The sequence below is a fragment of the Streptomyces sp. NPDC002232 genome (assembly GCF_042890295.1).
Lineage (GTDB): Bacteria > Actinomycetota > Actinomycetes > Streptomycetales > Streptomycetaceae > Streptomyces.
In genome coordinates this window covers 320,111-334,828 of the sequence record NZ_JBIARV010000001.1, presented here as the reverse complement: position 1 = coordinate 334,828, position 14,718 = coordinate 320,111, and the positions used below count along the sequence as shown (strand labels likewise).

The window sequence follows — 14,718 nt, the reverse complement described above, 5'->3', positions numbered from 1 at the left end:
AGGACGTCCTAGTAAATTCGAAGCATGGACGCTGACGCCATCGAGGAAGGCCGCCGTCGCTGGCAGGCCCGTTACGACAAGGCCCGCAAGCGGGACGCCGACTTCACCACGCTCTCCGGCGACGCCGTCGAGCCGGTCTACGGGCCCCGGCCCGGCGACACCTACGAGGGGTTCGAGCGCATCGGCTGGCCCGGCGAGTACCCCTTCACCCGGGGCCTGCACCCGACCGGCTACCGCGGCCGGACCTGGACCATCCGCCAGTTCGCCGGCTTCGGCAACGCCGAGCAGACCAACGAGCGGTACAAGATGATCCTGGCCGCCGGCGGCGGCGGCCTCTCCGTCGCCTTCGACATGCCGACCCTCATGGGCCGCGACTCCGACGACCCCCGCGCCCTCGGCGAGGTCGGCCACTGCGGCGTCGCCATCGACTCCGCCGCCGACATGGAGGTCCTCTTCAAGGACATCCCCCTCGGCGACGTCACGACGTCCATGACGATCTCCGGCCCCGCCGTCCCCGCCTTCTGCATGTACCTGGTCGCCGCCGAGCGCCAGGGCGTCGACCCGGGCGTCCTCAACGGCACGCTCCAGACCGACATCTTCAAGGAGTACATCGCGCAGAAGGAGTGGCTCTTCGAGCCCGAGCCCCACCTGCGCCTCATCGGCGACCTGATGGAGCACTGCGCGGCCAACATCCCCGCGTACAAGCCGCTCTCCGTCTCCGGCTACCACATCCGCGAGGCCGGCGCGACGGCCGCGCAGGAGCTGGCGTACACCCTCGCCGACGGCTTCGGGTACGTGGAGCTCGGCCTCTCCCGCGGCCTCGACGTCGACGTCTTCGCCCCCGGCCTCTCCTTCTTCTTCGACGCGCACCTCGACTTCTTCGAGGAGATCGCCAAGTTCCGCGCCGCCCGGCGCATCTGGGCGCGCTGGATGAAGGAGGTGTACGGCGCCAAGACCGACAAGGCGCAGTGGCTCCGCTTCCACACCCAGACCGCGGGCGTCTCCCTGACCGCCCAGCAGCCGTACAACAACGTCGTGCGGACCGCCGTCGAGGCCCTCTCCGCCGTCCTCGGCGGCACCAACTCCCTGCACACCAACGCCCTCGACGAGACCCTCGCGCTCCCCAGCGAGCAGGCCGCCGAGATCGCGCTGCGCACCCAGCAGGTCCTCATGGAGGAGACCGGCGTCGCCAACGTCGCCGACCCGCTGGGCGGCTCCTGGTACGTCGAGCAGCTCACCGACCGCATCGAGGCCGACGCCGAGAAGATCTTCGACCAGATCAAGGAGCGCGGCCGCCGGGCCCACCCGGACGGGCAGCACCCCATCGGCCCGATCACCTCCGGCATCCTGCGCGGCATCGAGGACGGCTGGTTCACCGGCGAGATCGCCGAGTCCGCCTTCCAGTACCAGCGCTCCCTGGAGAAGGGCGACAAGCGGGTCGTCGGCGTCAACGTCCACCACGGCTCCGTCACCGGCGACCTGGAGATCCTCCGGGTCAGCCACGAGGTCGAGTGGGAGCAGGTCCGCGTCCTCGGCGAGCGCAAGGGCCGCCGGGACGACGCCAAGGTCCGCGCCTCGCTCGACGCGATGCTGGCCGCCGCCCGCGACGGCTCGAACATGATCGCCCCCATGCTGGAGGCCGTACGCGCCGAGGCCACCCTCGGCGAGATCTGCAACGCCCTGCGCGACGAGTGGGGCGTCTACACGGAGCCCCCGGGCTTCTAGGACCCCGCGCACGGAAGGGGCGGTACGGGAACTCCCGTACCGCCCCTTCGTCGTCCCGTGCCCCGGGCCTCTCAGGCCCCGTCGTCCGGGGGCTCCGGCGCCTGGGCTCCGTGGCCGTTCCCGGGCCCCCGGCCTCGGCCCTCCGGCCGCTCAGGCCCCCGCCGTCGCCACCGCGCCCAGGCCGCCGACCAGGAGCGCGGAGAGCCGGGCCACCCAGGGCGCGTCGACCGGCTCGGCGCTGACCAGCGCCCGGTGCACGACCGCGCCCGCGATGACGTCGAAGATCAGGTCGTCGGTGGCGTCCGCGGCCGACGGGTCGCGGCCCGGCGGGAGTTCGCCGCGCAGCTGGGCCCGCTCGCGGCCCGCGAGGACCAGCCGCTTCTGGCGGTCGACTATGGAGGCGCGGATGCGCTCCCGCAGCGGCTCGTCCCGGGTGGACTCGGCCACCACCGCCATCAGGGCGGTCTTCGTCTCGGGCCGTTCGAGGAGGGCCGCGAACTGGAGCACGACGTGCTCGATGTCGGCCTGGAGGGAACCCAGGTCGGGCAGTTCGAGTTCGTCGAAGAGGACGGCGACCGCGTCCACCACCAGCTCGTTCTTGTTGGCCCAGCGGCGGTACAGCGTCGTCTTCGCCACCCCGGCGCGGCCGGCCACGTCCCCCATCGTGAGCTTGGACCAGCCCAGCTCGACCAGGGCCGCGCGGGTCGCCTCCAGGATGGCCGTGTCGGCCTCGGTGGAGCGGGGACGCCCGGTACGGCTGCTGGGGCGGGGGTTGGTGCGGCGGCACATCGACGACATGGAAAGGGACCATACCCGCCGGTAGGTATACCGCCAGAGGCCGGTGATGTGAGGCAGTTCACCGTCCGGATCGCGCCCGCGCCCTCCCGCCGGATCCACGCCTGGAGTTACGCTACGACCTGTAGCGAAAGGCAATGAGCGGCCTGAGCGACAACCACAGTGCCGGGTGGGGACCCGGTGCGACAGAAGGCTCCGGGTGGGGACCCGGCGCCGACGAAGACGAAGGACCGTGTCGTCCGCACGCCTCGCACACCGGCGGGAGGCGCCCGGACGGCACGGTTCAGCCATGACTTACCGGTTACGCGCGCGGAAGGGGGAGGATGTAGCCATGCAGCCCCGAAACATGTCCATGAGCGGCGTCGTCGACCTCGCCGCTGTGAAGGCGGCCGGAGAGGCCAAGACGAAGGCGGAGCAGGCCCGCGCCGAAGCCGCGCGGCAGGGCGGATCCGCCGCCGTGCCCCCGTCGGCCCTGGTGATCGACGTCGACGAGGCCGGCTTCGAGCGCGATGTGCTCCAGCGCTCCGCCGAGGTCCCGGTCGTCCTCGACTTCTGGGCCGAGTGGTGCGAGCCCTGCAAGCAGCTCGGCCCCCTCCTGGAGCGCCTGGCCGTCGAGTACAACGGCCGCTTCCTCCTCGCGAAGATCGACGTCGACGCCAACCAGATGCTGATGCAGCAGTTCGGCATCCAGGGAATTCCGGCCGTTTTCGCGGTGGTCGCCGGTCAGGCGCTGCCGCTGTTCCAGGGCGCGGTGCCCGAGGCGCAGATCCGGGAGACCCTCGACCAGCTGATCCAGGTCGGTGAGGAGCGCTTCGGTCTCACGGGCATCGCCGTGGACGCGGACGCCGACACCTCGGCCCCCGCCGAGCGGCCGGCCGGCCCGTACGACGCCCTCCTCGAAGCGGCCATGTCCGCGCTCGACGCCGGTGATCTGGCGGGCGCCGTCCAGGCCTACAAGAACGTGCTCGCCGACGACCCGGCCCACCCCGAGGCGAAGCTCGGCCTCGCCCAGGCCGAACTGCTCACCCGCGTGCAGGATCTGGACCCGGGCGCCGTCCGCAAGAACGCGGCGGACGATCCGGCCGATGTCACCGCGCAGATCGCCGCCGCCGACCTCGACCTCGTGGGCGGCCACGTGCAGGACGCCTTCGGCCGCCTCGTGGAGACCGTGCGCCGCACGGCGGGCGAGGACCGGAACGCCGCACGGCTGCGGCTCCTGGAGCTGTTCGAGGTGATCGGTGCCGACGACCCGCGCGTGACGGCGGCCCGGCAGGCCCTCGCCCGGGTGCTGTTCTAGCTCCGAGGGTCGGCCGGATCGTCCGACGATTTGGCAGCAGGGTGACAAAACGCGGCCGCGCTTTACCAAAACTTGGTAATCGCGGCCGCTGTTACTTGCAGTAAATCGAACCCGTCGTTCTGTCCGGATTCATCAGATGATCTCCTGACATTCCCTGTCGCTCGAACGCACCGAGCGTGCCCGTTCGGTCCCGTCCCGCCATGACGTGGTTATCCACCCGTTACTAGCCAGTAACGAACCCCCTTGTGCGGGGGCCCGGAATGGACCACGATCGGCCACGCTCGGTCCGAACCGCACCACCCCGGAAACCACCCGGGTCCGCGGCGAGGGTCCCCACCGAGTGGACCGGTGTTCCGGCACCGGTCGTGGACAGGGGGGTTCCCGCTCTCACCGAACGGGGCCTGTCCAATCAGGCCGTGCCCGATGGCGCGGCCCATGGTTGTCGCTCGGGGGTGATCGCCGGTGATTAGGACGCGCATCGCGCCGCCTGATGCCTCGGCGCTCTCCTTCCCGAGGACGTAGCTCTTCTCCCATCCCAGGGTGGCCCCCCGGGGGTCCCTTCGGAGATGTACGTCCGAGAAGGAGGAATTCTCATGAAGTCCCAGGTTCGTGGCGGGACCAGATGGAAGCGGTTCGCCGTCGTCATGGTCCCGAGCGTGGCCGCGACGGCCGCGATCGGCGTCGGTCTGGCCCAGGGCGCGCTGGCCGCGTCCTTCAGCATTTCCGGCCAGGAGTTCAAGGTCTCGGCCCAGAGCCTTGAGGGCAACGACTTCGTCCAGTACGGCAGCGTGGACGTCGGCAAGACCCTGGAGGGCAAGGACTTCGCCGCCCCCGTGGCGGTCTCCGGCTTCTCCGAGGCCTGGATCACGAAGATGTGCCAGTCGGTCGTCACGCCGAAGGTGCCGTTCATCAACGACTCGGTCACCCTCCGCCTGGAGGCCGGCACCAAGGCCGCGTCGACCGGTGAGAAGAAGGACGCGGTCTACGCGAAGGACATCTACCTCGATGTCTCCGACCTGAAGTCCGACGCCGAGTTCGGCAACATCGACATCGGCGTCGCCGCCGGCAAGCTCAACGTGGGCCCCGACGGCAAGCCCGTCGACGGCAAGCCGGGCATCCAGCCGAACACCGCGGCCAACCCCTACGGCTTCGGCCAGCGGGCCCAGAAGGCGACGCTGAGGAACGTGGAGCAGAAGGCCTGGGCGACCACGGCCGGCACCTTCAAGCTCCCCGGTCTGCACCTGTCGCTGTCCAAGGGCACGGACACCGAGTGCTACTAGGACCGGCCGGTCCCTGAGGACCGATCGTCCTGAGGGTGGGGCCGCCGCGTGCGGTCCCACCCCCCAGGTCCCTTCTCTTCGTCTTTTCTCAGCAACACCGCTTCCAGGGAGCTGTTCCATGAGCGCCGAGATCCCCGCCTCCCGCGAAGTCCCCAAGAAGGAGAACCGGTTCAAGGTCTGGCGCCAGACCCGGCCGTTCTGGGCGGGACTGTTCACCATGATCGGCGGCGTTCCGATCGCGTACCTCCCCTACGGGGACATGCGGCTCGGCAACATGACGCTCGCCATGCAGACCACCGCCGGGTCGGCCGCGCTGATCATCGGCGTCCTGCTCATCACGCTCGGACTGACGATGTGGTTCCAGCCCATCGTCCGGGTGTTCGCGGGTGTCGCGTCGATCGTCCTGGCACTCGTCTCCATCCCGGTGTCGAACTTCGGCGGCCTCGTCGTCGGATACCTCTTCGCCCTCATCGGAGGCGCCATGTCCGCCTCCTGGGCCCCCGCGCCCCCGGTCGAGGAGACCGAGGAAGCGCAGCACGACGGTCACCCCGAGGCCTCCTACGAGGCCGGTGCGGAGCCCGAGACGCAGGCCGTGCCGATGGCCGCGTTCCCGGAGCAGCGCGAGGCGGAGCACCTGGCGACCGAAACCACGACCGACGCCAACGGCGGGAGGAACAGTGCGGGGTGACGAGAATCAGTCGGCGCTCGCGAAGGGGGGCCCGCGGCACGCGGCCCCGCGCAAGTCGCTGCTGACCAGGATCCAGGGCCCGGCCGGGAAGGCGATGGCGCTGGCCGCCATGCCGACCGCGGTACTGGTGGGCATGGGCCTCACGCCGAAGCTGGCCCTCGCGGACGACAAGGACATCCCCTTCGCCCCCGGCCCCTGTGTGACGCGCTCGGACGAGCCGACGCCGGAGGCCTCGGAGACGGCGAAGCCGGAGGAGAGCACCAAGCCGACCGCCACGGCCACGCCGACGGACACCCCCTCGGTGACCGCCACGCCGTCCGCCACCGCGACACCGCCGGCGACCCCGACGCCCACCGCGACGGCGACCGGACAGACGGCCGCGCCGCAGACGCAGACGCAGCCCCAGGGACAGGCTCAGGCGACGAACACCCCCGCGCCCACGGCCACCCCCTCGCCCACCAAGTCCAAGAACCCGCTGGACCCGCTGGGCCTGGGCGACGCCCTGAAGGACCTCTTCGACGGCCCGGACAAGACGCCGACGGCCACGCCCACGACGACGGCGCCGACGACGGCCGCCCCGACGCCGACGCAGGCCCCCGCCGACAAGGCGCCCGCGACCGACGCCCCGGCCCCGACGGCCACCGCGTCCGCGAAGCCGAAGTCGAAGTCGAAGCCGGCGGTGGACCCGGACGCCGAGCGTACGAGGAAGGCGATCGAGGCGGCCGCCGCGCAGGCCGGCGCCGAGGTCGAGGAGCTCCCCGAGGACGCCAAGGGCCTCGACGCCAAGCCGGACACGGACATACCCGACGGCGCCAAGCCCCGCTTCCCGTGCCCCGAACTCGACGAGAAGGCGCTCGCCGACGCCCAGCTGGAGCCGGGCATCCCGCTGCTCCCGGACGTGCCGTGGCGCCTGGAGAGCTCGGTGCTCAAGCTGCACGGCCTGAAGTACCACGGCATCGTCGAGGTGAAGACCGGCAGCGGCAAGATCAAGAAGGTCCTCAAGTTCACCGCCAGTGGGGTCGAGATCAAGGACCTGCACCAGATGACGGACCACTCCGAGGGCCGCACCGCCCACATCCGCTCGGAGAAGGGCTCGAACTCGACCATCACGGGCGGCACGGTGACGATGTACACGGAGGAGCTGAAGGGCAACCTCCTCGGCATCATCCCGATCACCTTCAGCCCGCAGTCCCCGCCCCCGCTGAACCTCCCCGAGGTTCTCTTCACCAACGTGAAGCTGAAGCAGGCGGGCCAGTTCGGCGGCACCCTCAAGGTCAAGGGCCTCCGCAACACGATCGAGCCCAACTGACCCCCGAACCACTCCGGGAGCCGCACACCGCCGTAGCCCGCGCTCACACCGAGCGCGGGCCACGGCGGTTCTCACAGAGACTTGAAAGAATCTTCACAGAATCAAACTGATGTTCTATTTTGATCATGGTTGAAGCGGATCCGCTTCAGCGTGCGGGCGTCGGGGGGCGGCCGTCGTGCAGCGTTCCTCCTTGCGTCCGCGCAGGCAATCCCTGTGAGGACCCACCAGATCCATGCTTCGTCCACTCGACCGCCCGCTTCGCCGGGCGGCGATCTGCGTGGCCGTACTGAGCGGCCTGCTGGCCGCGCTTCTCGCGGCCACGAGAGCACCCTCGCCATGGAATGACCGGACCGACAATGCGGCCGCGCAGCAGGCCCAGGCGGCGCCGGGTCCCGTCATGTTCCCGCTGTTCGCCCGTAAGTCCGGCCGGCTCTACGACTACGAGCCCAAGGGGACCGGCGGCGTGAAGCCGATGGTCGACATGGGCGGCGGATGGGCGGAGGCCGACGCCCTCGTCCAGGCCAACATCTCGGAGGGCGGAAAAGGCAACGACGTCTATCACCGCCTCGGCACCACACTCTTCTACACGGCCGAGCACGGCAACGACACCAAGGTCGTCGGGGGCGGCTGGCAGATCTACGACAGGCTCGTCTCCGTCGGCAACATGGGCGGATCGGCGGAACCCGATCTCGTCGCCCGTCAAACGGACGGAACTCTCTGGCTCTACCAGGGCAAGGCAGACGGCACCCTCCAGGCGCGCGTGCGCATCGGCAGCGGCGGTTGGAACGGGATGACCGCGCTTGCCGGGCGCGGCGACTACACGGGGGACGGGAAGACCGACCTGGTGGCGCGGTCGACGGACGGCACGCTCTACATCTACCCCGGCACCGGCAACCTCGTGGCGGACGGAGTGCTCGGCTCGCGCATCACTGTGGGCGGCGGCTGGAACATCCACAAGCTGATCGTCTCCACGGGCGACAACGACGGTGACGGTAAGACCGACCTGATCGCCGCGGACACGGCTGGACCGCTGTGGCTTTTCAAGGGCACGGGGAATTCCAGCGCGCCCTTCGCGCCGCGGGTCCAGATCGGCACCGGCGGCTGGGCCGCCTTCGACCACCTCTTCTGATCGGGACGGCATCACATATGCGTAGAAGAACCATGCCGCTCGCGCTCCGGCGAGGTGCTTGGAGAGGGCTCCTGGCGGCAACGGCCCTGACGACAGCGCTGGCCGCTGTTGCGTCAAGTTCCGGCCTTCAGTCATTCGAAACAGTGCGCGGCCAGTCCATTGCGTCGGCGGCGGATGTGCCGGTTGATTTCGATCTCGGAAATGCGGAATGGGTCCGCAAAGACCAGTGTCGTCTCAACTATGTTCTCCGTAAGAGCGTTGGAGAGATGGCATCCGTTGCGAGAAGCGGTTTCGCCGCCGGCAGCGAAGACCAGCTCCATGCGATTGCGTGGGATAAGTACTGGGAGGGCACGCCCCTGAGTCGTGCATTCAGTAAGGACAGGGAATATGCTGTTGCCAAGAGTGCCGAGCTGACTCAACGGGTAGGCGAATGGCAGAAAGAGCTCAATGTTCCCACCTCGTATGTTCCTGGATATAATAACTGGCCCCCGGGTGCCACGGGCGACACAGAGGACGATATTTTCGTCCAAACAGGATATACGAAATGGGTTGGCAATACATACTGGGCGGATTCTGAGAGTGACTTTTACGTCAACGTAGCCCCCGTAGCGTCGCGAGAATCTGCAGATTCTGTCCACCGACTCATGGCCTCCCTTTACCATGAAGACGAATATGCGGACATGAAAGGTTGGCAGGCCTGGAAGGACCTGACCTGGTTCCATCCGATGTATGCGGATGACGCACGCCTCGTTCTCCAGTACGGGGACTTTCCGAGGAGTGCACCCGAGCCGGACTCTGCGGAATTTCGCATCGACGTTGAAAATCTTAAAGCTCGCTTCGCCTCCTGCGTCAGCAGTAATCCGCCCGACCCGTACAACGTTCTCGGGGCTGAGGTTGCCGTCGCGTCCGTCGAGTGGCAACAGGAGATTGCAGGGCAGAAATCTCAGTTCGACGCCGTACTTGCCGCGGGAGTGCAGGCCAACAAGGCATTGCAAGTAGCGGTTCAGGCGATGGGTGAGGCGCTTGGCCAGTCCATGATCGCGAGCCGTCTCGCCTCTTGGCGGGCCTACTGGACGACTCAGTCGCCCGATTCGGACAACTATCCGACGGCCACCGAGTTCGCCGAAGTCGATAAACACATCCAGTACGCGCAAGGGCGTGCCGGTGGCCGCCTCTACGTCGCCAGCCGGGCCATGATCGATGCCAATGCACAGGTCGTGAAGGCCGAGAAGGCGAAGGCCGAGGCCTATGCGATCGCTGACGCGGCCGGTCTGCCGCGTGGCCGGGGCTTGATGTACGGCCTGCAGGCTGTACAGGTCGCTAAGGCCTCCGCTGCTGCTGCCGCCGCCGCAGTGAAAGCCACGGAAACCGCCCTTCATGCCACCCGTGCCTCGGCCGCCGACGCCAAGGCGCTGTCCGCCCTGGCGATGACCCAGGCGCACGCGGCGAAGGCCGACTTCCGCCGTGAAGCTGCGGAGGAAGCGGCTCGACAGGCGAAGGCTGCGGCCGAGGGAGCTGCCGCCCAGGCCGCGAAGGCGTCTGAGAACGCCGCCAAGGCCAAGGCTGCCGAGACCAAGGCGAAGGAAGCCGAGGCCAAGGCGAAGACCGCAGCCGAGGCCGCCGACGCCAAGCGGGTCAAGGCCCAGGCCGAGGCCGCGTACGCGAAGTCCCAGAAGGAGCTGGCGGACGCGGAAAGAGGCAAGGCCTCTGCCGCGGAGACGAAGGCGAGGAACGAGAGGCAGACGGCGGCGGACCAGCTGGCCGCCGCGCAGGCTGCGGGAGAGACGGCTGCATCCAAGAAGGACGCGGCTTTGGCCGCTGAAATCAAGGCGAGCAAGGCACGTGACGGCGCACGCGAAGCCGAACGTCGGCGTGACAGTCTCGTGGCCAAGGCGGAGGCGGCCGAGGCTCTGTTTGCTGCGGTCGACGGCACGGCCGCGGCGATTGAGGCGCGTGACGCGGCTACCAAGGCCCGGACCGCGGCCAATAATGCTGGCACAGCCGCCACTTCCGCCCGGTCTGCTGCCAATCAGGCCACCGACGCGGCGACGAATGCACGTGAGGACGCCACGCGGGCTGAGGGAGCGGCCAAGCGAGCCCAAGCTCTTGCCGACGGTGCGAAGCGTGATGTGGCGGTCACCGAGGCTGCGTTGAAGACCGCACACGCCGCCGCCGCTGAAGCCATCGACGCCGCAGGCGCCGCCAAGTGGAACGCTGTACTTGCCAAGGCCGAAGCGGAGACCGCTCAGCTCAATGCGCGTAAGGCCAAGGCCGATGCGGCTGTGGCTCGTTCGGAAGCGGTCCTGGCCGGCAGAGAAGCAGTCCGCGCTGCTGGATTCGCCTATGCCACCGCTCAGGCCGCGAAGGCGGCAGGCGAGTCGGCACAGAAGGTGATCAAGCCGGCTAACGACGCCATCGAGCTGGGGGCTCCCTACCAGGACACGGACGCGTCGGCGGGCCTTGCCGTACTGACCGGCCAGGCGGCAAAGTCGGCTGCTGTCCAACAGGCCGCACTGGCCAAGGCCAAGGCCGACCAAGCTGCCGCGGCGGCGAAGCTGGCCCAGAAGGTCGCTGCGGAGGCGAGCGCCGATGCCAAGGCAGCTGCTGTGGCGGCTGCCGAGGCCGCAGTTTCCAGCGCCCAGGCACTGGCTTCCGCGGAAGCGGCGCAGAAGTCGTCGAACGCGGCCGATGCCTCGGCCAAGGCCGCGCAGCAGTCCGAAGCGAACACGACGAAGTATCACGAGGACGCGGTCGAGGACGCGGCCGCTGCCCAGTCGTCTGCTGATACGGCTGCGAACTACGCCGATCAGGCAGATGCCGCAGCGACCGAGGCGGAACAGGACGCTGCATCTGCACGCAGCTCCGCTGACTCTGCCGAAGCGGATGCCGGCAAGGCGAACAACGTCGCCGATCGCGCGGAGCAGGACGCGACCGCAGCGGAGGAAGCGGCCGAGAACGCGCGGAACCTGGCGGTGGAGGCGGTCTATGCCGCCATTCGCACCGAGAACGACACCGACGAAGTCGAGCAGGAGCAGGAGCGATCCGGCACAGGCCCTGTGGGTATCGACGGTGTCGTGATGCGGCCCAGCGACGAGACGCTGGTCGACATCGACCCGAAGAGCGACTGTGTGGGTACGCACAGCGGTGGCGAGATCGGCTGCGAGATCGATCTCGAGTACCACATCTACGGCGAGATGGACTTCTACCTGGAGTCCTGTCCGACGCCCGGGGTCAGTCGTGCGAGCTGCGGCAGCAGCATCAAGCGTGACTATCTGATGAGTGCTCCGTTGGACGTCCGGTTCCGTGAGAACAAGGTCCATGTCGACGGCCTGGAATTGAGTGCATCTGTCCTCAAGGCGCTGGCTATGGGTGCAGTGCAGGATATTTGGGGCTGCCTTAACCTCAAACTAGGCAACTGCCTCTGGCTCGCGGGGTCCCTCCTCATACCTCCGGCGCTGTCTGTGGCTGCCAAGGCGGCCTTGGCTGTGCGTGCGGCGGTGGTGAGCGGGCTTCGGATATCTACAGCTCTGTGGGGCCTGCGTGGCTCGGGGCTGAGTGCCTCTGCGATCGCCAACCTTGAACGAGCGGGTACCGAAGCGCTCTTGGGTAGATGCTTTCCGGCCGGGACTAAGGTATCTACGGAGAGCGGCGCAAAGCCGATCGAGCAGATCAAGATCGGCGATCGAGTTTGGTCTTCCGACCCGGTTACAGGGAAGAAATCCCTTCAACGGGTGCTCAATCTTTTCAACCGCTCAGTGGACCAGCTGGTGCGGGTCGAAACAGCCACAGGATCAGTTGAGGCAACTGACTCCCACCGGTTCTGGGTGGAGAGCCGTGGCTGGGTCGAAGCGCGTGATCTGCGTGCCGGCGACAGGTTCAGGACCAAGGAAGGTGCTACCGAAAAGGTAAGAGGCACTGCCCTCGTCAAGGGCACGACCAAGGTCTATAACTTCGAGGTCGAGAACCTCAACTCGTACTATGTGTACGCAGGCCCCACCCCCGTTCTCGTTCACAACGAGTGCACGCAGGCAATCATCGGTGACCTTGTCAGGGAGGGGGATCACATCGTCCTTGGTGTCAATCCGTACTCCGACACACTTGCAGAGTCACTCAAGGGCGGGGCCCGGACGTTCAACGCCAGAGAACCCTATGGTTCACCCCATCCCAGCGGTGATGGGCGCCCGATCTGGATGGTTGCTGTCGAGAGCGCGTTCGAGACGCCGAACGTTACACTCTCGATAACCCTTGACGGCGTTGCCGACGCCACCAGCGCCGATCGGGCGATCCAGTTGCTCCTGGAGCGTGGAAAGCCGCTGATCGGTCCGGATTGGAGGCTGGCGGCGCAGGGTGGCAACGGTACGGCGTGGGAAATAGCGACCCTACGCCTCAAGGTGCTTCGTGGTTTCAAAAACTGGGACGATATCAAGTGGTATATGACCAAGCCTGGCAAGAAGGAGCCTAGTCTCGTGGAACCTTCCAAGCCCGACTGGGCTTACTAGGTCAAGCGGTGGGAGATTAAATAATGTCAGAGTTTGTGCGCCGAGGTCGGTTGTTTCGAGTGGTGAGTTTCAATCCCTCCCACCGTCAGCTGGTCCTGCGCAGCGATGCGACCTTGATCGACGGGACTGACACCAGGGTCGAGGTGTACTTCGGGCATGTCGAGCTCATGCTCCTCAAACCTCTTTACCGGGAGGGGCTTCATGTTCGACGGGCATCCGCCAGCGAGTTCGCAGAGCTGCGGGAGCGTCACCATCTGACGGCGGATGCTGCCGCCTCAACGTGGATGATCGAAGGAGGCGGAGGTGACTTCGTAGTCTCTGGTTCCCCTGCCTGGCGCGAGGCGGTCCGGAAGTTTGAGGACCCCTCCTTGTTCGACTTCTCCCAGCCCTGGCCACCGGTTTTTCGGGCGGACTCGGGCACAGTCGAATAGCCCTGCTCGCCAAACGCCGGTGGGCCGCACCCCTGGAAGGGGGTGCGGCCCACCGGCCGTTCGGTGTCGCGCGCGTCAGCCCTGCTGGGCTTCGCCCAGGTGGTGGACGCGGACCATGTTCGTGGTGCCGGGGACGCCGGGGGGCGAGCCCGCGGTGATGACCATCGTGTCGCCGGCGTTGTGGCGCTTGAGCTTCAGGAGCTCGGCGTCCACCAGGTCGACCATGGAGTCCGTGTTGTCCACGAAGGGGACCAGGAAGGACTCGACGCCCCAGCTCAGGGTGAGCTGGTTGCGGGTGCCCTCGTCCGTGGTGAAGGCGAGGATCGGCTGCTGCGTGCGGTAGCGGGACAGGCGGCGGGCCGTGTCGCCGGACTGGGTGAAGGCGATGAGCGCCTTGCCGTCCAGGAAGTCCGCGATCTCGCAGGCCGCGCGGGCGACGGAGCCGCCCTGGGTGCGCGGCTTCTTGCCCTGGACCAGGGGCTGGAGGCCCTTGGAGAGCAGCTCCTCCTCGGCCGCGGCGACGATCTTCGACATCGTCTTCACGGTCTCGATCGGGTAGGCGCCGACCGAGGACTCCGCCGACAGCATGACCGCGTCGGCGCCGTCCAGGATCGCGTTGGCGACGTCGCTCGCCTCGGCGCGGGTGGGCCGCGAGTTGGTGATCATCGACTCCATCATCTGGGTGGCGACGATGACCGGCTTGGCGTTCCGGCGGCACAGCTCCACGAGGCGCTTCTGCACCATCGGGACCTTCTCCAGCGGGTACTCCACGGCGAGGTCGCCGCGGGCCACCATGACCGCGTCGAAGGCGGCGACGACGTCGGCCATGTTCTCGACGGCCTGCGGCTTCTCGACCTTGGCGATGACGGGGACCCGGCGGCCCTCCTCGTCCATCACCTTGTGGACGTCCTTGACGTCGTCGGCGTCGCGGACGAAGGAGAGCGCGACCATGTCGCAGCCCATCCGCAGGGCGAAGCGGAGGTCGTCGACGTCCTTCTCCGACAGCGCGGGCACGTTGACCGCCGCGCCGGGCAGGTTGATGCCCTTGTGGTCGGAGATGACACCGCCCTCGACGACGATGGTCTTCACGCGGGGGCCGTCGACCTCGACGACCCGCAGCTCGACGTTGCCGTCGTTGATGAGGACCTGGTCGCCCTTGGAGACGTCGCCGGGCAGACCCTTGTAGGTCGTGCCGCAGATCGACTTGTCGCCCGGGACGTCCTCGGTGGTGATGGTGAACTCGTCACCGCGCACCAGCTCGACCGGTCCCTCGGCGAAGGTCTCCAGACGGATCTTCGGGCCCTGGAGGTCGGCGAGGACGCCGACGGCGCGCCCGGTGTCGGCGGCGACCTGTCGGACGCGGTCGTACCGCTCCTGGTGCTCGGCCTGGGACCCGTGGCTGAAGTTGAATCGGGCCACGTTCATGCCGGCCTCGATGAGAGCCTTCAGCTGCTCATACGAGTCGACGGCGGGGCCCAGCGTGCAGACGATTTTGGAACGGCGCATGAGGCGGATCCTATCGGTTTGTTTCACTGCGGAATATTCCGTCTGGCGGAAAGTACAAA

Annotated in this window: 9 protein-coding genes; 7 read left to right on the top strand and 2 right to left on the bottom strand. The window is 67.9% G+C overall.

The genetic code is table 11. The features are described from left to right. Positions 1–24 precede the first annotated feature (24 nt). Complete coding sequence (locus ACFYXU_RS01405; RefSeq protein WP_361402325.1) at positions 25–1,725, top strand: methylmalonyl-CoA mutase family protein; 1,701 nt, start codon at positions 25–27, stop codon at positions 1,723–1,725. Between the two features lie 150 nt (positions 1,726–1,875). Here ACFYXU_RS01405 and ACFYXU_RS01400 read toward each other — a convergent pair whose 3' ends face one another. Further along, complete coding sequence (locus tag ACFYXU_RS01400; RefSeq protein ID WP_376513896.1) at positions 1,876–2,514, bottom strand: TetR/AcrR family transcriptional regulator; 639 nt, start codon at positions 2,512–2,514, stop codon at positions 1,876–1,878. 337 nt (positions 2,515–2,851) lie between these two features. Here ACFYXU_RS01400 and ACFYXU_RS01395 point away from each other — a divergent pair, with 337 nt between their 5' ends. The 6 genes from ACFYXU_RS01395 to ACFYXU_RS01370 all read left to right on the top strand — a co-directional run bounded on the left by ACFYXU_RS01395 (position 2,852) and on the right by ACFYXU_RS01370 (position 12,722). Then, positions 2,852–3,817 (top strand): tetratricopeptide repeat protein, encoded by a 966-nt coding sequence (locus ACFYXU_RS01395; protein ID WP_376513885.1) that lies wholly within the window; start codon positions 2,852–2,854, stop codon positions 3,815–3,817. 593 nt (positions 3,818–4,410) lie between these two features. Further along, the gene (locus ACFYXU_RS01390; protein WP_384574851.1) at positions 4,411–5,097 is read left to right on the top strand and encodes a DUF6230 family protein; all 687 of its coding nucleotides are present in this window, start codon (positions 4,411–4,413) and stop codon (positions 5,095–5,097) included. Positions 5,098–5,215: 118 nt separating this feature from the next. Beyond that, complete coding sequence (locus ACFYXU_RS01385; RefSeq protein WP_389408071.1) at positions 5,216–5,785, top strand: DUF6114 domain-containing protein; 570 nt, start codon at positions 5,216–5,218, stop codon at positions 5,783–5,785. Further along, complete coding sequence (locus ACFYXU_RS01380; protein WP_389408072.1) at positions 5,775–7,094, top strand: hypothetical protein; 1,320 nt, start codon at positions 5,775–5,777, stop codon at positions 7,092–7,094. Before ACFYXU_RS01385 ends, ACFYXU_RS01380 begins: the two co-directional genes overlap by 11 nt. 232 nt (positions 7,095–7,326) lie before the next feature. Beyond that, entirely contained in the window at positions 7,327–8,223 is an 897-nt protein-coding gene (locus tag ACFYXU_RS01375; RefSeq protein ID WP_389408073.1) for an FG-GAP repeat domain-containing protein, read from the top strand. Positions 8,224–8,255: 32 nt separating this feature from the next. After that, positions 8,256–12,722: a polymorphic toxin type 27 domain-containing protein gene (locus tag ACFYXU_RS01370; protein WP_389456175.1), complete on the top strand. Its 4,467-nt coding sequence runs from the start codon at positions 8,256–8,258 to the stop codon at positions 12,720–12,722. A 506-nt stretch (positions 12,723–13,228) separates the two neighbouring features. Here the strand turns inward: ACFYXU_RS01370 and pyk are convergent. Next, positions 13,229–14,659: a pyruvate kinase gene (gene pyk / locus ACFYXU_RS01365; RefSeq protein WP_329849987.1), complete on the bottom strand. Its 1,431-nt coding sequence runs from the start codon at positions 14,657–14,659 to the stop codon at positions 13,229–13,231. Positions 14,660–14,718: the final 59 nt, after the last annotated feature.